The organism is Amycolatopsis sp. NPDC026612 (assembly GCF_040638285.1).
Classification (GTDB): domain Bacteria; phylum Actinomycetota; class Actinomycetes; order Mycobacteriales; family Pseudonocardiaceae; genus Amycolatopsis.
Map to the genome: position 1 here is coordinate 15,857 of NZ_JBEZYB010000075.1, position 20,587 is coordinate 36,443.

21 protein-coding genes and 1 pseudogene are annotated in these 20,587 nt (G+C 72.6%); 15 read left to right on the forward strand and 7 right to left on the reverse strand.

The features are described 5' to 3' along the window. Nucleotides 1-5: 5 nt before the first annotated feature. Nucleotides 6-431: an STAS domain-containing protein gene (locus tag AB0F15_RS37420; RefSeq protein WP_360281204.1), complete on the reverse strand. Its 426-nt coding sequence runs from the start codon at nt 429-431 to the stop codon at nt 6-8. A 346-nt stretch (nt 432-777) separates the two neighbouring features. Here AB0F15_RS37420 and AB0F15_RS37425 point away from each other — a divergent pair, with 346 nt between their 5' ends. From AB0F15_RS37425 to AB0F15_RS37465, 9 genes are all read left to right on the forward strand, one after another. Next, nucleotides 778-2,250 carry an aldehyde dehydrogenase family protein gene (locus tag AB0F15_RS37425; RefSeq protein ID WP_360281206.1) on the forward strand — a complete coding sequence of 491 codons (1,473 nt, stop codon included), beginning with the start codon at nt 778-780 and terminating at the stop codon, nt 2,248-2,250. 16 nt (nt 2,251-2,266) lie between these two features. Beyond that, complete coding sequence (locus AB0F15_RS37430) at nt 2,267-3,370, forward strand: NAD(P)-dependent alcohol dehydrogenase (protein ID WP_360281208.1); 1,104 nt, start codon at nt 2,267-2,269, stop codon at nt 3,368-3,370. An 11-nt stretch (nt 3,371-3,381) separates the two neighbouring features. Further along, nucleotides 3,382-4,923: a long-chain fatty acid--CoA ligase gene (locus tag AB0F15_RS37435; RefSeq protein WP_360281210.1), complete on the forward strand. Its 1,542-nt coding sequence runs from the start codon at nt 3,382-3,384 to the stop codon at nt 4,921-4,923. Then, nucleotides 4,920-5,696 (forward strand): crotonase/enoyl-CoA hydratase family protein, encoded by a 777-nt coding sequence (locus tag AB0F15_RS37440; protein ID WP_360281212.1) that lies wholly within the window; start codon nt 4,920-4,922, stop codon nt 5,694-5,696. Before AB0F15_RS37435 ends, AB0F15_RS37440 begins: the two co-directional genes overlap by 4 nt. Beyond that, entirely contained in the window at nt 5,693-7,624 is a 1,932-nt protein-coding gene (locus AB0F15_RS37445; RefSeq protein WP_360281214.1) for an acetoacetate--CoA ligase, read from the forward strand. Before AB0F15_RS37440 ends, AB0F15_RS37445 begins: the two co-directional genes overlap by 4 nt. Beyond that, on the forward strand, nt 7,621-8,607 hold the full coding sequence (locus tag AB0F15_RS37450; RefSeq protein WP_360281216.1) for a 3-hydroxyacyl-CoA dehydrogenase NAD-binding domain-containing protein: 987 nt from the start codon (nt 7,621-7,623) through the stop codon (nt 8,605-8,607). Before AB0F15_RS37445 ends, AB0F15_RS37450 begins: the two co-directional genes overlap by 4 nt. A gap of 13 nt (nt 8,608-8,620) precedes the next feature. Beyond that, nucleotides 8,621-9,487, forward strand: a complete 867-nt coding sequence (gene couO / locus AB0F15_RS37455; protein ID WP_360281218.1) for a 4-hydroxyphenyl-beta-ketoacyl-CoA hydrolase — start codon at nt 8,621-8,623, stop codon at nt 9,485-9,487. Nucleotides 9,488-9,561: 74 nt separating this feature from the next. After that, on the forward strand, nt 9,562-9,792 hold the full coding sequence (locus AB0F15_RS37460; RefSeq protein WP_360281220.1) for a DUF2188 domain-containing protein: 231 nt from the start codon (nt 9,562-9,564) through the stop codon (nt 9,790-9,792). Between the two features lie 98 nt (nt 9,793-9,890). After that, nucleotides 9,891-10,628: a hypothetical protein gene (locus AB0F15_RS37465; protein WP_360281222.1), complete on the forward strand. Its 738-nt coding sequence runs from the start codon at nt 9,891-9,893 to the stop codon at nt 10,626-10,628. A 63-nt stretch (nt 10,629-10,691) separates the two neighbouring features. Here AB0F15_RS37465 and AB0F15_RS37470 read toward each other — a convergent pair whose 3' ends face one another. Further along, entirely contained in the window at nt 10,692-11,453 is a 762-nt protein-coding gene (locus tag AB0F15_RS37470) for an ATP-binding protein (RefSeq protein WP_360281224.1), read from the reverse strand. A gap of 125 nt (nt 11,454-11,578) precedes the next feature. Here AB0F15_RS37470 and AB0F15_RS37475 point away from each other — a divergent pair. After that, nucleotides 11,579-11,761, forward strand: a pseudogene (locus tag AB0F15_RS37475) (manganese catalase family protein); the annotation flags it as partial. A 74-nt stretch (nt 11,762-11,835) separates the two neighbouring features. Here the strand turns inward: AB0F15_RS37475 and AB0F15_RS37480 are convergent. After that, complete coding sequence (locus tag AB0F15_RS37480; RefSeq protein ID WP_360281226.1) at nt 11,836-11,994, reverse strand: hypothetical protein; 159 nt, start codon at nt 11,992-11,994, stop codon at nt 11,836-11,838. A gap of 145 nt (nt 11,995-12,139) precedes the next feature. Between AB0F15_RS37480 and AB0F15_RS37485 the strand changes: the two genes are divergently transcribed. Then, nucleotides 12,140-12,586, forward strand: a complete 447-nt coding sequence (locus AB0F15_RS37485) for a DUF4383 domain-containing protein (RefSeq protein ID WP_360281228.1) — start codon at nt 12,140-12,142, stop codon at nt 12,584-12,586. A 29-nt stretch (nt 12,587-12,615) separates the two neighbouring features. Here AB0F15_RS37485 and AB0F15_RS37490 read toward each other — a convergent pair whose 3' ends face one another. After that, nucleotides 12,616-13,260 (reverse strand): hypothetical protein, encoded by a 645-nt coding sequence (locus AB0F15_RS37490; protein ID WP_360281230.1) that lies wholly within the window; start codon nt 13,258-13,260, stop codon nt 12,616-12,618. Between AB0F15_RS37490 and AB0F15_RS37495 the strand changes: the two genes are divergently transcribed. Continuing rightward, complete coding sequence (locus AB0F15_RS37495; RefSeq protein ID WP_360281232.1) at nt 13,261-14,010, forward strand: HAD family hydrolase; 750 nt, start codon at nt 13,261-13,263, stop codon at nt 14,008-14,010. A gap of 171 nt (nt 14,011-14,181) precedes the next feature. Here the strand turns inward: AB0F15_RS37495 and AB0F15_RS37500 are convergent, their stop codons facing one another. Then, a complete protein-coding gene (locus AB0F15_RS37500) occupies nt 14,182-14,886 on the reverse strand; it encodes an alpha/beta hydrolase (RefSeq protein ID WP_360281234.1) in 705 nt (234 codons plus the stop codon). Nucleotides 14,887-15,008: 122 nt separating this feature from the next. Between AB0F15_RS37500 and AB0F15_RS37505 the strand changes: the two genes are divergently transcribed. Then, nucleotides 15,009-15,566 carry a helix-turn-helix domain-containing protein gene (locus AB0F15_RS37505; protein ID WP_360281236.1) on the forward strand — a complete coding sequence of 186 codons (558 nt, stop codon included), beginning with the start codon at nt 15,009-15,011 and terminating at the stop codon, nt 15,564-15,566. 101 nt (nt 15,567-15,667) lie between these two features. After that, nucleotides 15,668-17,641, forward strand: coding sequence for a DNA ligase D (ligD, locus tag AB0F15_RS37510; protein ID WP_360281238.1), 1,974 nt, complete (start codon nt 15,668-15,670; stop codon nt 17,639-17,641). Between the two features lie 7 nt (nt 17,642-17,648). On the opposite strand, the gene AB0F15_RS37515 is transcribed toward ligD, so the two are convergent. Together AB0F15_RS37515 and AB0F15_RS37520 are read right to left on the reverse strand one after the other, a co-directional pair. Then, nucleotides 17,649-18,272: a hypothetical protein gene (locus AB0F15_RS37515; RefSeq protein ID WP_360281240.1), complete on the reverse strand. Its 624-nt coding sequence runs from the start codon at nt 18,270-18,272 to the stop codon at nt 17,649-17,651. Between the two features lie 80 nt (nt 18,273-18,352). After that, a complete protein-coding gene (locus AB0F15_RS37520; protein WP_360281242.1) occupies nt 18,353-19,294 on the reverse strand; it encodes a glycoside hydrolase family 43 protein in 942 nt (313 codons plus the stop codon). A gap of 129 nt (nt 19,295-19,423) precedes the next feature. On the opposite strand from AB0F15_RS37520, the gene AB0F15_RS37525 reads away from it, so the two are divergent. Then, nucleotides 19,424-20,521, forward strand: a complete 1,098-nt coding sequence (locus AB0F15_RS37525; RefSeq protein WP_360281244.1) for an AI-2E family transporter — start codon at nt 19,424-19,426, stop codon at nt 20,519-20,521. The last annotated feature ends 66 nt before the right edge of the window (nt 20,522-20,587 follow it).

Consider the following 20,587-nt stretch of genomic DNA (forward strand, 5'->3'; position numbering starts at 1 on the left):
CGCCGTCAGCTCTGGCCGTGGATCTCCGTCGCCCGTTCCCAGCCGGACGGCAGGCGACTGACGTTGAGCGCGTGGTCGAGCCCGCTCGCCGAGAGGGCCCGGCGCACCACCCGGTTGTCGCCCGTGACGATGCGCAACGTCGCGTTCTCGCGGACCGTGCGCGCCTGGATGCCGCCGAGGGCGGCGAGTCCGGCTCCGTCGAGGAAGTCGACCTCGGACAGGTCGAGCACGAGGATCGGGAACCGGCGGTGCGCCCACGTGCTCAGCGCCGAACGCACCTGGGGAGCGCTGTCCGCGTCGAGCGCACCGCGGATCCGGACCATGACCGCGCCGAAGTACGGGCGGATCACCTGGATGTCGAACGGGCTGCGCCGTTCGCGCGCTGACGGCGCCAGGGGGATCGCCGTCGCTGGGGGCTGGACGACTAACATTTTTCCACGCCTCTTTCGCAGATGACGTGACGAACGGGTCGGGCCAACCCGCTCGATCGCTGGCAACTCGGGGGACGGATAGTGCCGCTATACCGCACTTTGCAGCGTAGTCCTTGATCCGAACGGCGCAACCCCGCCAACGGCCGAACCCCACACCCCCGCACGCGACCCGCACGCGTGCCACTCAAACCGCCCATCCGAGTGAATCACCGTCGTGACCGGCGGCTTTCGCGGCGCCGGCGGCGACGTCGCACCGGCGCAGCCCCTTGACAGAGACGAGCACTCCGCGCATCCTGGGCTATCTCAGGGTTCCTGATATACCGGTCGCTCAGCGAGGAGTCGGACGATGACCGCAGTCGAGGAGCGACCGGGCATCCGGTCCCGTCCGGACGTCGAGCCGGGGCAGCTGTTCATCGGGGGCCGGTGGACGGAAACCGCGGACCGCTTCGACGCCGTGGACCCGGCCACCGGGAAGACCCTCACCTCGCTCGCCCGCGGGTCGGCCGCCGACGTGGACGCCGCGGTCGACGCGGCCCGGCAGGCGTTCGACGGCTGGGCCGCGACGCCGGGCCGGGAGCGGGCCCGGGTGCTGCACCGGGTCGCGGACCTGGTGCGGGCCCGCGCGGACGAGATCGTCGCCGTCGAGAGCGCCGACGTCGGCAAGCCCGTCTCGCTGTGCCGGGCGGTCGACGTCGAGACCGTCGCCGAACAGTACGAGTACTGCTCGGCCCTCGCGCAGGGCGTGGACGGCGCGACGCGGCAGATCCCGATCCCGTCGCACGCGTTCACCCGCCGCGAACCGCTCGGGGTGATCGCCGCCATCACGCCGTTCAACTTCCCGCTGATCCTGTCCACCACGAAGATCGCCGCCGCGCTGGCCGCCGGGAACACCGTGGTGCACAAGCCGGCCGAGGACACCTCGCTCAGCGCGCTGCTGATGGCCGGGCTCCTCGCCGAAGCGGGCGTGCCCGGCGGCGTGCTCAACGTGGTCACCGGCTTCGGCTCGGAAATCGGGGATCCCCTGCTGGCCCACCCCGGGGTCGACAAGATCGCGTTCACCGGGTCCACCGCGGTCGGCAGGCACGTGGCGAGCGTGGCCGGGCAGCACCTCAAGCCGGTCACCCTGGAACTGGGCGGCAACGCGGCGCACCTCGTGTTCGCGGACGCGGACGTCGAGCAGGCGGTCGGCGCGGTGATCAAGGCGTTCGTCTTCAACACCGGCCAGTTCTGCATGGCCGGGCCCCGGCTGCTGGTCGCCGACGCCCTGTACGACACGGTGCTGGGCGCGCTCGCCGAAGCCGTCCCGCACGTCCCGGTCGGCGACCCGTTCGACCCCGCGACGGTGGTCGGCCCGATGGCGGGCGAGCGGCACCGGGCGAAGGTGGAGCAGTACGTCGAGCAGGCCCGCGCCGACGGCGGCCGGATCGTCGCCGGCGGCGGCCGGCCGGCCATCGAAGGCGGGTTCTTCTTCCAGCCGACGGTGATCGCGGACCTGCCGGACGACTCCCGCGTGATCCAGGAGGAGATCTTCGGCCCGGTGCTGACCGTGCAGCGCTTCACCTCCGAAGACGAAGCGGTCGCGCTGGCCAACGGCACGCCCTACGGCCTCGCGGCCGGCCTGCAGACCACCGACCTCGCCCGGGCGCACCGCGTCGCCGCGCGGCTGCAGGCCGGGATCGTCTGGGTCAACGACTGGGCGATGCTCGACCCCGCGATCCCCTTCGGCGGCGTCAAGGATTCCGGCTTCGGCCGCGAATACGGCCCCGAATCCCTCGACTCGTACACGCGGACGAAGTCCGTCGTCATCTCCCTCGCCTGACTCCAGGAGCCTCCCCATGCCCACCACCACCGCGGCCGTCGTGGAATCCGCCGGCGCCGGGTTCACCCTCGGCGAAGTGGCCCTCGGCGAGCTCCGCCCGGACGAGGTCCGGGTCCGGATCGTCGCCACCGGCGTGTGCCACACCGACCTCGGCGTCGCCGCCGGCGCCCTGCCCTTCCCGCTGCCCGGCGTGCTCGGCCACGAAGGCGCCGGGATCGTCGAGGAGACCGGTGCCGCGGTCACGCGCGTCGCGGCCGGCGACCGGGTCCTGCTGAGCTACACCTCCTGCGGCCGCTGCGCGAACTGCCGCGACGGCCACCCCGCCTACTGCGCCACCTGGCTGCCCGCCAACCTGCTCGGCGGGCAGCGCCCGGACGGCACCTCCCCGATCTCCCGCGACGGCGCCCCGCTCGGCGGCCACTTCTTCGGCCAGTCCAGCTTCGCCGGGCACGCCATCGCCGACGAACGCAGCGTCGTCAAGGTCGCCGACGACGCCCCGCTGGACCTCCTCGCCCCGCTCGGCTGCGGCATCATGACCGGCGCCGGTGCCGTGTGGAACGTCCTCGCTCCCCGGCCGGGCGCCACGCTGCTGGTCACCGGCGCCGGCGCGGTCGGCCTGTCGGCGGTCATGGCCGCCCACCTGACGCCGTCGACCCGGATCATCGCCGTCGACCGCGTGGCGGCGCGGCTCGCGTTGGCCCGGGAGCTCGGCGCCACCGACACCGTCGACACCACCGGTGAAGACCTGGCCGAGACGGTCGGCAAGCTGACCGACGGCCGCGGCGTCGACGGGGTCGTCGAAACCACCGGCAACGCCGGCGTCCTCGGGACGGCGATCGGGACGTTGGCCGCGCGCGGCACCGCGGTCGTCGTCGGCGCGCCCGCGTTCGGCACCGAGGTGCCCGTGGACGTCAACTTCCTGCTCCCCGGCCGGCACGTCGTCGGCCTCACCATGGGCGACGCGGAGACCCAGACCCTGGTGCCGATCCTGGCCGAGCTCGTCGCCGCCGGCCGCTTCCCGCTGGAAAAGCTGGTCACGCACTACGAGTTCGGGCAGATTCAACAGGCAGTGGACGACATGCTCGAGGGTACGACGATCAAACCGGTGCTCCGCTGGTGAAGGAGGCAGCAGTGAACCTGCCCGATTTCGGCCTGGGCAGCTGGCCCGCGCGGCGGACCCGGATCAATCCGGACCGGACCGCGCTGGTCCAGGCGAACCGGAGCCTGACCTACGCCGGGCTCGCCGACCGGGTCGACCGCCTCGCCGCGGCGCTGACCCGGCTCGGCGTGCGCCCCGGTGATCGCGTGGCCTACCTCGGCGTCAACGACATCACCGTGTTCGAGACGCTGTTCGCCACCGCCCGCTGCGGCGCGCTCTTCGTCCCGCTCAACTACCGGCTCTCCCCCACCGAGATCCGGTACATGCTCGACGACAGCGGCGCCTCGGTGGTCGTGCACAGTCCGGACACCAGCGAGCTGCTGGCGGGTCCGCTGCCGGAGACCGTCCGGCACGTGGTCGCGACGGAACCCACCGAAGGCGAGCTGGACTTCGAGGCGGAGCTCGCCGAGGCCGGGCCGCCGCCGGACACGGCCGTCCGGCTGGAAGATCCGTGCCTGCTGCTCTACACCTCCGGCACCACCGGACGGCCGAAGGCCGCGGTGCTCACCCACGGCAACCTGACCTGGAACACCGTCAACCAGCTGGCCCACCTCGACGTCCTGGGCACCGACAAGGCGCTGTGCATCGCGCCGCTGTTCCACTGCGTCGGGCTCGGCCAGATCACGCTGCCGACGCTGTTCAAGGGCGGCAGCGTGGAGCCGGTGGCGAAGTTCGATCCGGGCACCATCCTCGCCCGGATCGGCGAAGCCGGGATCACGAGCTTCTCCGCGGTCCCCACGATGCTGGAGATGCTGTGCCGGCACGAGGACTGGGCCCGGACCGACCTCGGGTCGCTGACCTGCGTGCTCTACGGCGGGTCGCCGGTGGCCGAGCGCGTGGCCCGGGCCTGGCTCGACCGCGGCGTGAAACTCCTCCAGGGCTACGGCATGACGGAGGCCGCGCCGGGGGTGTCGATGGCCACCCACGAGGGCACGCTCGACCACCCGGTCGCCGCCGGCGTGCCGCACTTCTTCACCGACCTGGCGGCCCTCGGCCCCGATCTCACCCCGGAACCGCTCGGCGGCACCCCCGCCGAGTTGCTGGTGCGCGGCCCGCACGTCTTCGGCGGCTACTGGAACCGGCCGGAAGAATCGGCGGCGAGTTTCGTCGACGGCGACTGGTTCCGCACCGGTGACGTCGTCCGCGTCGACGACGACGGCTGGGCCCACGTCGTCGACCGGGTCAAGGACATGATCATCTCCGGCGGCGAAAACGTCTACCCTGCCGAGGTGGAAGCGGTCGCCGTGCGGCTCGACGCGGTCGACGCCTGCGCCGTGGTGGGCGTGCCCGACGAGCGCTGGGGCGAGGTCGGCGCCGCCTTCGTCGTCGTCCGGCCCGGTGCCGAACTGGACGGGGCGGCGTTCCGCGCCCACCTCGAACAGCACCTCGCACGCTACAAGGTGCCGAAACACGTGCAGTTCACCGACGCCTTGCCGCGCAACGCCACCGGCAAGATCCGCCGCGTCGAACTGCGCACCCTCGCCGCCGAATCCTTCACGAACGGACCCGCATGACCACCCCTCTCCTGCCCCCTTCGCTGCGCCTGGAGCTGCGGGACGACATCGCCGTGCTGCGGCTGGCGCGTCCCGAGAAGCGCAACGCCCTCGACGACGCGACCGTGCTCGGCCTCGAATCGTTCTTCGGTGCGCCGCCCGCGGGCACCAAGGCCGTCGTGCTCGACGCCGTCGGCGACCACTTCTCGGCCGGGCTGGACCTTTCCGAGCTCACCGAGCGCGACGCGTTCGAGGGCCTGGAGCACTCGATGATGTGGCACCGCGCGTTCGAGCGCCTCGAACGCGGGCGGGTCCCGGTGGTCGCCGTGCTGAAGGGCGCGGTCGTCGGCGGCGGCCTCGAACTGGCGGCCGCCGCGCACATCCGCGTCGCCGAACCCTCGGCGTTCTACGCCCTGCCGGAAGGCCAGCGCGGGCTGTTCGTCGGCGGCGGCGGGTCGGTGCGGGTGCCGCGGCTGATCGGCGCGCACCGGATGGCCGACATGATGCTCACCGGCCGTGTGCTCGACGCCGACGAGGGCCACGCCGCCGGGTTGTCGCACTACCGCGTGGAAAACGGCCTGGAGCACGCGCTCGGCCTGGCCCGCAAGATCGCCTCGAACTCCTCGATCACGAACTTCGCCGTCTTGCAGGCCCTCCCCCGCATCGCCGAGGCCAACCCGGCCGAGGGTTACCTGATGGAGGCGCTGATGGCCGCCGTCGCCAGTGGCAGCGCCGAAGCGAAGGAACGGATGCAGGCGTTCCTCGAAAAGCGCGCCGGGAAGGTCGGCCGATGATCCTGCGCCCGGTCGCGCCCGAAGTCCGCGAAACCACCGAGATCGGCCGGTACCTGGACTGGCTGGCGGCCCGCGGCCACGCGTTCGACGACTACGCCGCGCTGCACCGCTGGTCGGTGACCGACCTCGACGGATTCTGGTCCTCGATCAAGGACTTCTTCGGGGTCCGCTTCACCACTCCGGCCACCGCGGTGGTGCCCGACCGGACCATGCCCGGCACGGAGTGGTTCCCCGGCGCCACGCTCAACTACGCCGAACACGCCCTCGGCCACCGGCCGGACGACGAGGTCGCGGTGATCGCCTACTCCCAGACGCGGGACCGCACCGAGCTGACCTGGGCGCAGTTGCGCGACCAGGTCGCCCGCGCCCGCGCGGGGCTGGCCCGGCTCGGCGTGGGGCGCGGCGATCGTGTGGTGGCGTACCTGCCGAACATCCCCGAAGCGGTGGTCGCCTACCTGGCGGTCGCGAGCCTGGGCGCGGTCTGGGCCTCCTGCGCCCCCGAGTTCGGCGCCCGGTCGGTCATCGACCGGTTCGGCCAGATCGAACCGCGGGTGCTGCTGACGGTGTCGGGCTACCGCTACGGCGCCAAGGACGTCGACCGCCGCGCCGAGGTCGCCGAGATCCGGGCGGGCCTGGCCACCGCCGAGCAGGTCGTGCACATCCCCTACGGCGAGCACGACCTGCCCGGCACGCTCGCCTGGGCCGACCTGCTCACCGAAAGTGCACCGGGATTCGAGCCGGTCGGCTTCGCGCACCCGCTGTGCGTGCTGTTCTCCTCCGGCACCACGGGCAAGCCGAAGGCGATCGTGCACGGCCACGGCGGGATCCTGCTGGAGCACCTCAAGAACCACGGCCTCAGCTGGGACCTGCGCCCGGGCGACCGGATCCTGTGGTTCTCCACCACCGCCTGGATGATGTGGAACGCGCTGGTGTCGGGGTTGCTCACCGGCGCGTCGATCGTGCTCGTCGACGGCAACCCGCTGCACCCGGACCTGGCCTGGCAGTGGCGGCTCGCCGGGGAAACGCGGGCGACGCTGATGGGCGCGAGCCCGGGATTCCTGATGGCGTGCCGGAAAGCCGGTCTCGACCCGGCCGCCGAGTACGACCTGTCCGCGCTCCGGCAGCTCGGCGCGGCCGGCAGCCCGCTGCCCGCCGAAGGCTTCCAGTGGGTGCACGAGCGGTTTCCGGGCGTCCTGCTCAACGTCGGCAGCGGCGGCACCGACGTGTGCAGCGGGATCGTCCAGGGCAGCCCGCTGCAGTCCGTCCGGTCGGGGGAGATCTCCGGTCCCTGCCTCGGCGTCGACGCCAAGGCGTTCGACGAGCACGGCACCGAGGTCGTCGGCGAACTGGGCGAGCTGGTGATCACCGCGCCGATGCCGTCCATGCCGGTCGGGTTCTGGGGCGACGACACGGGCGCGCGCTACCGCGAGACGTACTTCTCGACCTATCCCGGGGTCTGGCGGCACGGCGACTGGATCCGGTTCACCCCCGAGGGCAGCTGCGTCATCGCCGGCCGCTCGGACGCCACCCTCAACCGCGGCGGCGTCCGGCTGGGCACCGCCGAGTTCTACGCCGTCGTCGAAGAACTCCCGGAGATCGAGGACTCCCTCGTCGTGCACCTCGAAGACCCCGCGGGCGGCAACGGCGACCTCCGGCTGTTCGTGGCGCTGCGGTCCGGCGCCGAACTCGACGACGCCCTGCGCGGCAAGATCACTTCGGCGCTGCGGGCCGCGCTGTCGCCGCGGCACGTGCCGGACGCGATCACCGCCGTCCCGGCGATCCCGCGCAACCGCACCGGGAAGAAACTGGAGCTGCCCGTGAAGAAGCTCCTGCGCGGCGCGCGGCCGGACGACGTCGCCGCGCGCGACGTCCTGGCCGATCCCGCGTCGCTGGACCCGTTCGTCGCACTCGCCGGAGGGCCGGCATGACCGTCCGGATCACCGCGGCGGCCGCCGGCCGGCCGGCGAAGCCCGGCCCGATCCGCACCGTCGCGATCGTCGGCACCGGCGTGATCGGGGCCGGCTGGGCCGCGCACTTCCTCGCCCGCGGCTTCGACGTCGTCGCCACCGACCCGGCGCCCGGCGCCGAGGACCGCCTCCGCGCCGACGTCGCCGCGCACTGGCCGACGCTCGTCCGGCTCGGCCTCGCCGAGGGGGCCGCCCAGGATCGGCTGAGCTTCACCGCCGACGCCGGCTCGGCCGCGTCGGCCGCCGATTTCGTGCAGGAGAACGGACCCGAGCGCGAAGACGTCAAGCACCGCCTGTTCGGCGTGCTCGACGAGGCCGCGCGACCGGACGTGATCCTCGCGAGCAGCTCGTCCGGGCTGCTGCCGAGCGTCATCGCGCGCGGCTGCCCGAAGCACCCCGAGCGCGTGCTGGTCGGGCACCCGTTCAACCCGCCGCACGTGATCCCGCTCGTGGAAGTCGTCCCGGGTGCCGAAACCGCGCCCGAGGTCGTCGACCGCGCGGTCGCGTTCTACACCGCGGCCGGCAAGCGGCCGATCCGGCTGGCGCGGGAGGTGCCCGGCCACGTGGCGAACCGGCTGCAGGCCGCGCTGTGGCAGGAGGCGTACTCCCTCGTCGAACGCGGCGTCGCGACGGTCGCCGACATCGACGCCGCCATCTCCCACGGACCCGGCCTGCGCTGGGCCGTGCTCGGCCCGTTCGTCAACCAGCACCTCTCCGGCGGCGCGGGCGGGCTCGCCCACGTCCTGCGCCACCTCGGCCCGCCCACCGAAGAGTGGTGGCGCGACCTGGGCCGCGTGCACCTGACGCCGGAGCTCGCCGAGACCCTCGTCGCCGGCGTCGACGCCGAACTGGCCGGCACCGACCACGACCGGCTCGTCGCCGCCCGCGACGCCGTCCTCGACCGCCTGCTGGCCGCCAAGGCCGCGCAGCCCGACCTGCCCTGATCCTGGAGCTCCCGTGGACCTTTCCTCCCTGACCGCCATCGACGTCCACACCCACGTCGAGCAAGACGGCCACGGCTGCTTCGCCCTCGACCAGGAACTCCTGGACGCGTCGGCGAAGTACTTCCGCGCCGGCCAGGACCGGACGCCGACGGTGACCGCGATCGCCGAGCACTACCGGGCCCGGAAGATGGCCGCCGTCGTCTTCACCGTCGAAGCCCCGGCCGCGACCGGGCACCCGGCGCTGTCGAGCGAGGAGATCGCCGACGCGGCCGCCGAGCACGCCGACGTGCTCATCCCGTTCGGCTCGGTCGACCCGCACGCCGGCAAGGCCGCCGTGCACCGCGCGCGGCGGCTCGTCGGCGAGCACGGGGTGCGCGGGTTCAAGTTCCACCCCAGCCTGCAGGCGTTCGAGCCCAACGACGTCCGGTACTACCCGCTCTACGAGGCGATCGCCGAGCTGGGCGTCCCGGCCCTGTTCCACACCGGGCAGACCGGCATCGGCGCCGGGCTGCCGGGCGGGCACGGCATCAAGCTCCGCTACTCGAACCCGATGCTGCTCGACGACGTCGCCGCCGATTTCCCGGACCTGACGGTGATCCTGGCGCACCCGTCGGTGCCGTGGCAGGACGAAGCGATCTCGGTCGCGACGCACAAGGCGAACGTGTACATCGACCTGTCGGGCTGGTCGCCGAAGTACTTCCCGCCGCAACTGGTCCGCGCGGCCAACACACTGCTGAAGCGGAAAGTCCTGTTCGGCTCCGACTTCCCGGTGATCACCCCGGACCGCTGGCTCGCCGATTTCGCCGCGCTCGAGATCAAGGACGAGGTGCGGCCGTTGATCCTCAAGGACAACGCCGTCTCGGTACTCGGACTGGCTTGACCGCGTGACCACGTTTGTCCGCTAAGTCCCCGGGCATCCGCATCCCTTCAGGTCTCACGATCGGAGGCGGCGTCGTGGCGGAGGGTGACGTGCACACCTACTACGAAGACGGACTTTGGAAGAACCGCGTGGAAGGCGGTCGCCGGGCATCCAACACGTCCCCCCGCCGCGTCGACGCCGTGCTCGCCGGACGGCAGATCGCGCGGAAGCGCCGCGTCGGGCACTTCGTCCACACGCCGGAAGGCGAGGTGGAGACCACCCGCGACTACCGGCCCGCCGCTCCGCGCGCCGAACCCGGCCGATGACGTTCGTCACGGCCGCCTGCTGGGTGTAACGGATCACCCTTTCGGACGATAGCCCGTTCGTGTCCGGGGAAGCCCCGGCCTTCACGAACGGACTACCCATGCCTCGCCTCCGCCTGGCCGCGCTCCTCACGGCCGGATCCCTCGCCCTCGTCTGCACCGGCTGCGCCGGCACCTCGGGCACCGCGGCCCCGGCCGCCGTCGAGTCCTCTTCCGCGGCGCCGTCCACCACCCCGGCGCCCCCGGCCCTCGACGCCGCCAAGGTGGGAACGGCCATCGCCGACGCCGCCAAGCAGGCGTCGGCCGTGCACGTCAAGGGCACCATGGCCCAGGACGGCAGCACCATCAACCTGGACCTGCAGCTCAACCCGGACAGCGCGAGCGGCACCGTGGTGAAGGACGGTCTCGAGATCCCCGTCCTGCGCATCGGGGACAAGTACTACTTCAAGTTCACCGACTCGCTGGTGAAGCAGGCCGGGATCCCGGCGTCGGCGGGCAAGCAGCTGACCGGCAAGTGGGTGTCGTCCAAGGCCAAGATCGGCGCGGGCATCGCGGACGCCTTCAAGGTGTTCCTCGACTACAAGTCGTTCACCGAAGGCACTCTCGGAGAGCTGAAGAAGTCGACCTTCACCGCCGGTGAGCCCACGACGCTCGCCGGCACGCCGGCACTGAGCTTCACGAGCCCGGACGGCACCGCCACCGTGGCCGCTGCCGAACCGCACTACCTGCTGCGCATGCAGGACCCGAAGAGCGGCGCCATGGAGTTCGGCGACTGGAACAAGCCGGCCACCGTCTCGGACCCGCCGGCCGCGGAAATCTACTCCGGCCCGGGTTCCTGACCTCTCGTCGCTCCCCAGCCGTGAAGGCCGCCTTCAGGACCTCGAAGTTCCTGAAGGCGGCCTTCACGGCGTTCCGGGCCGGACCACTCCCCTGCGGGACAGCAGGGCCCACACGGTCTTGCCGCCGGAACCGGACCGGCTGCTCCCCCAGATCTTCGCGACCTTGGTGACCATCCGCAGGCCCAGGCCCGCGTCGGCCGGGTTCAGCCGCTCTCGCAGCATCGCCGGCCGCTCGCTCTCGTCCGAGACCTCGACGGCGAGGGTCCCGCGGCGCAGCTCGAGCTGCAGCCGGGGTGCCGAATCCGTGTGGCGAAGGGCGTTTTCGACGAGTTCGGTCGCGACCAGCTCGGCGTCTTCGGCCAGTTCGGGCACCATCCACTCCGCGCAGACCCCGCGGACGAACCCGCGGGCCCGCGCCGACGTGCGCGGCGACCGGTCGAGCAGCCGCGACGCCCGCCGTCGCGCCGGGCGGGTCAGCGCGGCCTCCGCCGTGCCGGCGTCCGGGTAGACCGGCACGCAGCGGTCGACCGCGGTCGCGGCGAGCACCGCCCGCTGTTCCGGCCGGCCGGTGACGAGGGCGAACGGCGTCGCCGGCCAGTCGCCGACCCGCAGGGCGACGAGGGCGAACACCCTGGTCAGCGTCCGGTCGCGCAGCTCGAGGCGTTCGATGTCGATCAGCACGCCGTCCGCGGCGTCCACCGCGAATTCGAGCAGCCGGTCGCGTAGCTGCGGGTACGTCGACCGGTCCAGCACGCCGACGACCGATGCCCTGTCCGGCGCCCCGTCTCGGGGCACCAGCCAGACCGAATTGTGCCGGGCGAGCACCGGTGACCACCTCCTTCGCGACGATCGTCCGATCGGATAACCCGTCCCGAACCCGTCAAACACGGCGATGTTCCCGGTTGATGCGGCCGAACGGGGGAACTCCGCGGGATCGGAAGGGAGATCACGTGTTCCGTCACACGAAGCTGCTGCAGTTCGAAGCCAAACCCGAAAAGCCCGACCCCGTCTACGCCCACAAACTCCAAGAACTCATCGGCGGCGCCTTCGGCGAAATGACCGTGACCATGCAATACCTGTTCCAAGGCTGGAACTGCCGCATCGAAGGCAAGTACAAAGACCTCATCATGGACATGGCCCACTTCATCCACACCAAGGACGGCCGGATCGGCGAGCGCCGGAGCTACCCGCGGGCCCGCTCCTGACCTCACCCGGGCGGCATGCCCCCGCGGTCGGGGTCCTCTTCGTCGGTCTCGTCCGCGTGGGGCTCCTGGTCGCGGAACGTCGGCTCGGTGTGCTCGCCGCCGATGTCGGCGTCGGCTTCCATGCTCTCGGCGGTCACGGGATCGATTTCGGGAGTGCTCATCGCTTCCTCCGATCGGGCGAAACCCGGGCATACCCGGACTGCGGGTGGCGAAACGCGTTTGCCCGCCGCGCTGCCGGGCATGCCGCCCCGGGTCCCCCGTCCGAGGGGCCGGCCATCCGAATCGGAGGAAGCGACCATGTCATCGATGGAGACCGAGGTCCGGCGAACCCCGCGCCAGCTCCTCGCCGCGATCGTGGGAGTGGTTTTCCTGCTGGTCGGCGTGCTGGGCTTCATCCCCGGCGTGACGACGCACTACGACATGCTGTCCTGGGCCGGGCACCATTCCGGGGCCATGCTGCTGGGCATCTTCGCCGTTTCGATCCTGCACAACATCGTCCACCTCGCGTTCGGCGTCGCCGGGCTCGCCATGGCGAGGACCCCGGGCGGGGCCCGGGCGTTCCTCGTCGGTGGCGGCGTCGTCTACCTCGTCCTGTGGCTCTACGGCCTGGTGATCGACCAGGGCAGCGCGGCCAACTTCGTCCCGGTCAACACCGCCGACAACTGGCTGCACTTCGGCTTGGGCGTGGGGATGATCGCGCTCGGCCTGATCCCGCTCGGTGCCACGCGGAGCCCCATCGCCGACTCCCGGTGACCCGGCACCGGGCCGGGCGGCCGGTCACTTCACGACGGCCGCCCGGCCCGGCTCCCCGCGTACGCCCGCTCCCGCAGCCGCACCAGCCAGTCCGGGGCGAAGGACAGCCCTTCGGGGTGGTTCAGCATCGGATCGAACGACGGTGCGTCCCCGCCGGGTTCCGTCAGCGTCAGTACCGCGCTGTCGCACCAGCGCCCGTCTTCCCGGCCGGTCCGGAGCACGAATTCCCACGTTTCCGTCGCGCGCACCGCGTCGAGCGACGCTTCGATCCGCGGCGCCGACGCCGCCGCCCACGCCCCCAGCCAGACGAGCCGGTCGGCCCGCCGGTACGGCGCGAGGCTGCTGTAGGCGCCGTGCGTCCACGCGGCCGCCGGCCGGGGCAGCATCCGCCCGACGTGGCCGCTGCCCGCCGTCGTCAGCAGGATGTCCCACGGTCCGCCGTCGCGGCCCGCCCCGGGAATCCGCACCGCCAGCCCGAGCGCGTCGGGCAGCCGCCCGGGCGTGCCGGCGCCCTTCGACAGCCGCGCGACCACCGGGGACGGCCCGGCCGGCCACGGCAGGTCGTCCGCCACGGGCCGGAGTTCGCCGTGCAGCACCACGCCGGCGGGGTGGAAGGCCGGGGCGTGCCGCAGCGCCGCCAGCCCGCGGAAACCCGCCGAGACGAGGCCGGTCATGTGTACTTCCCTCCGGGCCGGGGTATTCGGATCATCCTCCCGGTACCCGCGAGGAGCACAGAGAAACCGCACCGACCCGAGGAGCCTGCCATCGCCACCGCGGTCCTGTTCGACGTCGACGGCACGCTCGTCGACTCCAACTACCTCCACGTCCACGCCTGGCGCCGGGCGTTCCACGCGCTGGACCGGGACGTCGACTCCTGGCGCGTGCACCGCGCGATCGGCAAGGGGTCCGGCAAGCTGCTGAGCACGCTGCTGGGCGACGAAGACGCCGGCCGCATCGGCGACCAGGCGAAGGAGCTGCACAGCCGCTTCTACCTGGAGACGGCCGACCTGCTGCGGCCCTTCGACCGCGCCCCCGACCTCATCCGCACCCTGGCGAAGCGCGGGATGCGCGTCGTGCTGGCGACGTCGGCGGCCCCGGACGAGCTCAAGGAGCTGCGCCGGGTCCTCGACGTCGACGACGTGGTCGCGGGCATCGTCTCCGGCGACGACGTCGAGGCGACGAAACCCGATCCGGAGCCGGTGTTCGCCGCCCTCGACAAGGCCGGCACCGCGCCGGAGGACACGATCTTCGTCGGCGACGCGGTCTGGGACGTCCACGCCGCCACGAAGGCCGGCGTACGCACGGTCTCGGTGCTCTCCGGCGGGGTCGGCGCGGCCGAGCTGACCGACGCCGGCGCGGTCGCGATCTACGACGACGCCGCGGCCATCCTGGCCGGGCTGGACGAGAGCGTGCTGGTCAGCTGACGTCGAGGGCGACCGCTCCGCCCTCGTCCTGTCCCCCAGCGAAGCACGCACCGGCCCAGGCGTCGTCGGAAACGCCGGGGGAAAGCGTCGGCCTCGTGACGGGGATCTACGCCGTGCGCAACCCGGAAAAGCCGTCGCGCCTGGACGAGGCGACCGCCCGCTGCCGGTGGCTCACTCGACGCTCGCCGCCGCCGCGAGGATGACCTCGGCGACGACGGCCGGCTGGGACACCGCGACGGCGTGCGAGGCGTCGATCCGGCGGACCGTCGACGACGCGCGCTCGGCCATGAACTCCTGCGCCTGGGCCGGAATCGCGTTGTCCTGGTTGGCGACCAGCGTCCACGACGGCAGCTTCGTCCACGCGGGGGTGCCCTCGAACGGCGCGGCCAGCGCCTGCTGCGCGACCGGCCGCTGGGTCACCGCGAGGATCGCCGCGGTGGCCGCGGGCACGTCGGCGGCGAAGACCTCGGCGAAGTCCGCCGGCTTGATGGACAGCTCCGGCTCGCCGTCGTGCTCCAGCACGTTCGTGGTCTCGGGGCCGAGCTTGGCGCCCGGGTAGCGGCCGGACAGCTCGAACACGCTCTCCCCCGCGTCGGGCTGGAACGCGGCGATGTAGACCAGCGCGCGGACGTTCGGCGTCTCGGTGGCCGCCCGGGTGATCAGGGCGCCGCCGTAGGAGTGGCCGGCCAGAACGACCGGGCCGGACACGCCGGCGACGACGTCGGCCACGTAGGCCGCGTCGGACTCGACGCCACGCAGCGGGTTCGCCACCGCGACGACGGGATAGCCCTGCTCCTGCAGCTTCGCGACGACGCCACTCCAGCTGGACGAATCGGCGAACGCGCCGTGGACCAGGACGATGGTGGGCTTGCTCATGGCCGGCTCCTTCGGGAAGAACGATCGGTCTTTCTGTTAGCTACAGTGGCCCGTCGGCGCCGCCGTGGCAATGTGACGAAGCCGATCTAGCAGAACGATCGGTCTTTCTCTATGCTGCGGGGATGAGGACTGTCGAGCCGCACCCGAAGGACCGGCTGCTCGCGACCGCCGCCCGGCTCTTCTACGCCGAGGGCATCCACGCCGTCGGCGTGGAACGCCTGGTCTCGGAGGCGGCCGTGACCCGGGCGACGTTCTACCGGCACTACCCCACGAAGGACGACCTGGTCGCGGCCTACCTCACCGAGACCAACCGCCGGATCCGTGCGGCCGTCGACGCGGCGCGGGCGGGCAAGGGGCCGCGCGAGGCGCTGGCCGGGACCATGGCCGTGGTCGGCGACGCGACCTGCGGCGAGGACTTCCGCGGCTGCCAGTTCCTCAACGCCGCCGCCGAGTACCCCGATCCGGAGAACCGGGTCCGCCAGGTCATCGACGACCACCGGAAGTGGTTCTTCGACGTCCTGCGCGAACAGGCGGCGGCCCTCGGTCACCCGGACCCGGACTACGCGGCGCACGTGCTCGTCCTGCTGCGCGACGGCGCCCTGCACGGCGGCGAACTCGACGACCCCGAGACGGTGCGCACGACGCTGCGCCGGGCCGTCGACGACTTCTTCCCCGCCTGACCGGCAGCCCGAACAGGCGTTCAAAAGGCGTTCACCTGCATAAACCCAGCAAAGCTAGGCCGAACGGGTTACCTTGGGCACGTGAGGTGACGGAGGTCGACATGGCGGCACACGACGCGTCCCGCGTCCCGGCGTGGGTCGAGCCGATGCTCGCCAAGGCCGACGGCGGGCGGCTGCGCAGCGGCCCGGAGTGGGCCTACGAGTACAAACTGGACGGTTACCGGGCGGCCATGCAGATCGCCCCCGACGGCACCACCGTGCTCACCAGCCGCAACAACATCGACTTCACCGCGGAGTTCGCCGACCTCGCCGGGGTGCTCGCCCCCGCGCTGGACGGCCGGGCCGCCTACCTGGACGGCGAGGTCGTCGTCTACGGCGAAGACGGCCGGATCGACTTCGAGCGGATGCAGGAGCGCCGCGGCCGCTACGTCCGGTACCAGAGCGGGCCGAAGGGCCTCGAGTTCAAGGACGTCCCGGTCCGGTTCCTGGCGTTCGACCTGCTCCGGCTCGGTGACCGGAGCCTCCTGGCCACCCCGTACGACGAACGCCGCCGCCTGCTGGACGCACTGCCGATGCCCGACCCCTACCGCGTTTCCGTGGTCCGCGCGGTCACCTTCGACCAGCTCGCCGCCGACCGCCGCACACCCGGAGACTTCCTCGCCCACGCCGCGTCCGCCGGGTACGAGGGCGTCGTCGCGAAACTGCGCTCGTCGGCCTACCTCCCGGGGCAGCGGCCGGACTCCTGGCTCAAGCACCCGCTGGTCCGGACGCAGGAGGTGATCGTCTGCGGCTGGCGGCCCGGCCAGCGCAGCTTCACCGGCACCCTCGGCGGGCTGCTGCTCGGCGCGCACGACCCCGTCACCGGCGACCTCGTCTACATCGGCGACGTCGGCACCGGCTTCAGCCAGGCCGCCCGCGCCGACCTGCAGGCGCAGCTGCAGGCCATCGAGCGCCGGACGCATCCCTTCGTGACGACACCGCCGCGGGAGGACATCGTCCGCGCCCGCTGGGTCGAACCGCGCCTGGTGGGCGAGATCGTCTACCGCCAGTTCACCCGCGCCGGCCGCGTCCGCCACACCGCATGGCGCGGCCTGCGCCACGACAAGGAACCGGCCGAAGTCCTGGCGCCGCGCGCGGGGCCCCCGGAACCCGTCGCCCCACCACCGCCGCCCCCGGCCGAGCCCGCGGGTGGGCGGATCACCGTCCAGGCGGGAAACCGGCGGCTCACGCTGTCCAATTTGGACAAAGTGCTGTACCCGGCGGGCGGGTTCACCAAGGGCGAGGTGATCAACTACTACTCCCGCGTCGCGGCCGTGCTGCTGCCGCACCTCGCCGGGCGGCCGGTCACGTTCATCCGCTACCCCAACGGCGTCGACGGCCAGAAGTGGTTCGAGAAGAACGTCCCGAAAGGTGCGCCGGACTGGCTGCGCACGGTGCGCCTGGCCGCGAGCGGCGGCACGATCGACTACCCGCTCCTCGACGACCTCCCGGGCCTGGTGTGGGCGGCGAACATGGCGGCACTCGAGCTCCACGTTCCCCAGTGGACGGTGGAGTCGGGCACGCGGCAGCCCCCGGACCGGCTGGTGTTCGACCTGGATCCGGGGCCGGGCACGACGATCGTCGACTGCTGCCGGGTGGCCGAGCGCCTGCACGAGGTCCTCGCCGCGGACGGGCTGACGCCGTACGCGAAGACGTCGGGCTCCAAGGGGATGCAGCTCTACTGCGGCATCCGCACCGACGACCCGGCGGCGCCGTCCACCTACGCCAAGGGGCTGGCCCAGCGCCTCGCGCGGGAGACGCCGGAGTCGGTGACCGCCGTGATGGCGAAGGCCCAGCGCACGGGCCGCGTGTTCATCGACTGGAGCCAGAACAACCCGGCGAAGACCACGGTCGCCCCGTATTCACTCCGCGGCCGCGACCGGCCGACGGTGTCGACCCCGGTGACGTGGGACGAGGTCCGCGCCTGCCGCCACGTCACGCACCTGACGTTCACGGCCGACGAGGTCCTCGACCGCATCGACGACCACGGCGACCTCCTCGCCGGGGTGGCCGGGACCCGCGTGCCACTGCCCTGAAGGCGGGTCAGTTCCGCCGCAGGAGCCGCTTCGCCGGGCCGGCGAGCCCGTGCAGGATCGAGCCGGGGAGCGATCGCCGCACGGGGATTTCCTTGTGCCGCACCGCCGCCGGCTCCGGCTCCGGCTCCGGCTCCGGCTCGCGAGCTTGCGGCTTCGAAGCCGGGACGGGCCGGGTTTCCGGTTCCGGCCGAGCCTGCGGTACCCCCGGAGTTTCCGCCGGGCCCAGCGCATGCCTGGGCTGCCGCGGAACGGCGGAGGCCGGTGGCTGCGGCCGCGCGATCCCTTCGTGCCGAGCCGCGGGCGGCGCCCCTCCCTGAGGCACCGCGGGCACCCGCACCTCCCGATTTTCCCCCTCCCCCGGGGTTTGCGGCCGTGGAGCCGGGATCTCCCCCGCGATGCTCCCCGACTCCGGCACGTCCGGGCGAGGCTGTGCCAGCATTTCCGGGGTGATCGCCGGGGTCATGAGCGGTGTGTGCGCCGCGTCGGCGTTCGGGGACGCCGGCTCACGAGCCACCGGATAGCGGGCCAGCGGGTCGTCCTCGACGGCCGCGCCGTCGGCCCGGTGGCTCCGGAGCAGCCCGCACCACCCCAGCAGCCCGAGCAAGCCCGCCAGTCCCCACCACACCGTCATGACGCTTCCTCCGTTCCTCGCCTCCCGGATATCCGGGCGCCGGGCCACCCAACCGGAGCGTTACCCGGGTGGGTGACAGCTCAGCCCAGCTGCGGCACGTCGCCCGGGAAGGAAATCGGCAGCTCGTACAGGCCGCGCGCGGTGCGGCCGCCGCCCAGCCAGCCGTGGAAGAAGATGTGGCCGTCCACCACGTCGGCGCCGCCCGGTGCGTCCACTTTGCCGCCGAGCAGGTCCGTGGACAGGAACTGGGCGTCGGCCTTCACGAACGAGCCCGCCAGCGTCGGCGCGGACGCGTAACACGTGTGGTAACCCGTGTTCTGGAACGTGTCGGCGGAATAGAACAGCAAGTAGCGAGACGGCGTCTTCACCACCGAAGGCGCCTCGACGACCGCCTTCTCGGCCGTGAGGTCGGCCCTCAGCAACTCGGTGCGCGGGCCGGCCGGCGTGCGGCCGTCGGCCTGCAGCTTCTGCGCCCAGATCGCCGACGGCGGCCCGGTGGCCGCACCGTCGCTCTTGTAGAGCAGGTACCGGGATCCGTCCGCGTCGACGAACGTCTGCGGGTCGATGTCCCCGTGGTCGTCGGGCACGCACACCAGCGGCCGGTCGCCGGCCGGGGTGTACGGCCCCTCCGGCTTCTTCGCCGTCGCCGCGCCGAGGCACATCTCGCCGCCGGCCGTCTGCGCGGCCGCGAAGTACAGCACGAACGTCCCGTCCGCCAGCTGCGTGACGTCCGGTGCCCAGAACCCGCCGTCCGGTTTGGCCCACGCGGGGACGGCCGCGAGCGCGTCGCCGGTGATCCGCCAAGGCCCTTCCGGTGCCGGGGAGGCGGCGAAGGGAATCCGTGTTGTTCCGGTGCTCGTCGAGAACGCGAAGTAGCCCGTGGCCGTCTTGACGACGTCCGGATCGGGGAAGTCCTGGTTGATCAGCAACCGCGGCGCGCTGATGGCCGCCGCTTCCGGGCACACCGCGAACGCGGCCAGTACGGCGATGACCGGGACGAGCGGGAGACTCTTGAAGCTCATAACCGATTTTCCCGGCACCGCAACGGTTCCGGCAACGGCAGGCGGCCGCCGTCACCGGGAAGCGTGGACTTGACCGCCCGCCCGGATCGGGGGGATTCGGCCGCGCCGCGTGCGGGTAGCCGCCCGCTCATGCACGCAACGAGCGGACGAGGGGCCTACCGCGCCGGGCATCCCGTCGGCGAAGCCGAAGGAGCGGCGGCCCGGCAGGAAGAGCCGTTGGGCGCGCCGGGAAAACCGATCGACCGCCGGTCGCCGTTCTTCACCGGGATGCTCGCCGCGGCCGGGGTGGCCGTCACGGTCGCGGTCGTCGAGCTCGTCCTCGCGGCCTCCGACGTGCTGCTGCTGATCGGCATCGCGTTCTTCCTCGCCGTCGGGCTCGAACCGGTGACCGCCCGGCTCGCGCGCCGGGTGCCCCGCGCGCTCGCCGCCGCCGTGGTCGTCGTGACCGGACTGGCCGTCCTCGGCGGTGCCGTCGCCGCGGCCGCCGTCCCGCTGGCCGAGCAGGCGACGCAGCTGCGGAACGGCGCTCCGCGCTCCCTGACCCAGCTGCGCGACCACGGCACCCTGCTGGGCCGCGCCAACGAAACCTTCGGTCTCGAGGCCGCCGTCCGGTCCGTCCACTGGGCGGACGTGGCGAAGTCGCTCGCCGGGCTGCTCGGCGACACCGTGATCGTCGTGGTGCTCGCCACCTACTTCGTCGCCGACTTCCCACGGATCCGCACGGCGCTGTACCGGCTGGCTCCGCGCTCCCGGCGGCCACGGGTGATCCTGATCGGCGACGCGGTCTTCCGGAAGGTCGGCGCGTACCTCGTCGGCAACGTCGTGGTGTCGCTGATCGCGGGGACGGCGGCGTTCGCCTGGCTCTCGGCGTTCGGCGTGCCCTACCCGCTCGTGCTCGCCGCGCTCGTCGCCGTGCTCGACCTGGTACCGGTGGCGGGTTCGGTCGCAGCGGGGGCAGGCACCAGCCTCCTCGCGCTCACGGTGTCGGTGCCGGTCGGGCTGGCGACCCTGGGCTTCTTCGTCGGCTACCGGGTGCTGGAGGACTACGTGCTGCTGCCGAAGATCGTCGGCCGCGCCGTCCGGATCCCCGCGCTGGTCACCGTCGTCGCGGTGCTCCTCGGGTTCGCACTGCTCGGCGTGGTGGGCGCGTTCGTTGCGGTGCCGGTGGCGGCCGCGGTGCTGCTCGTCGTGCGCGAAGTGGCCGTGCACCGGCTCGACCGGACGTGAAACCGCCGCGCAGTGCGAACCCGAGGAGCACCGCGACGACGGTGACCAGCGCGGGGATCCGGACGG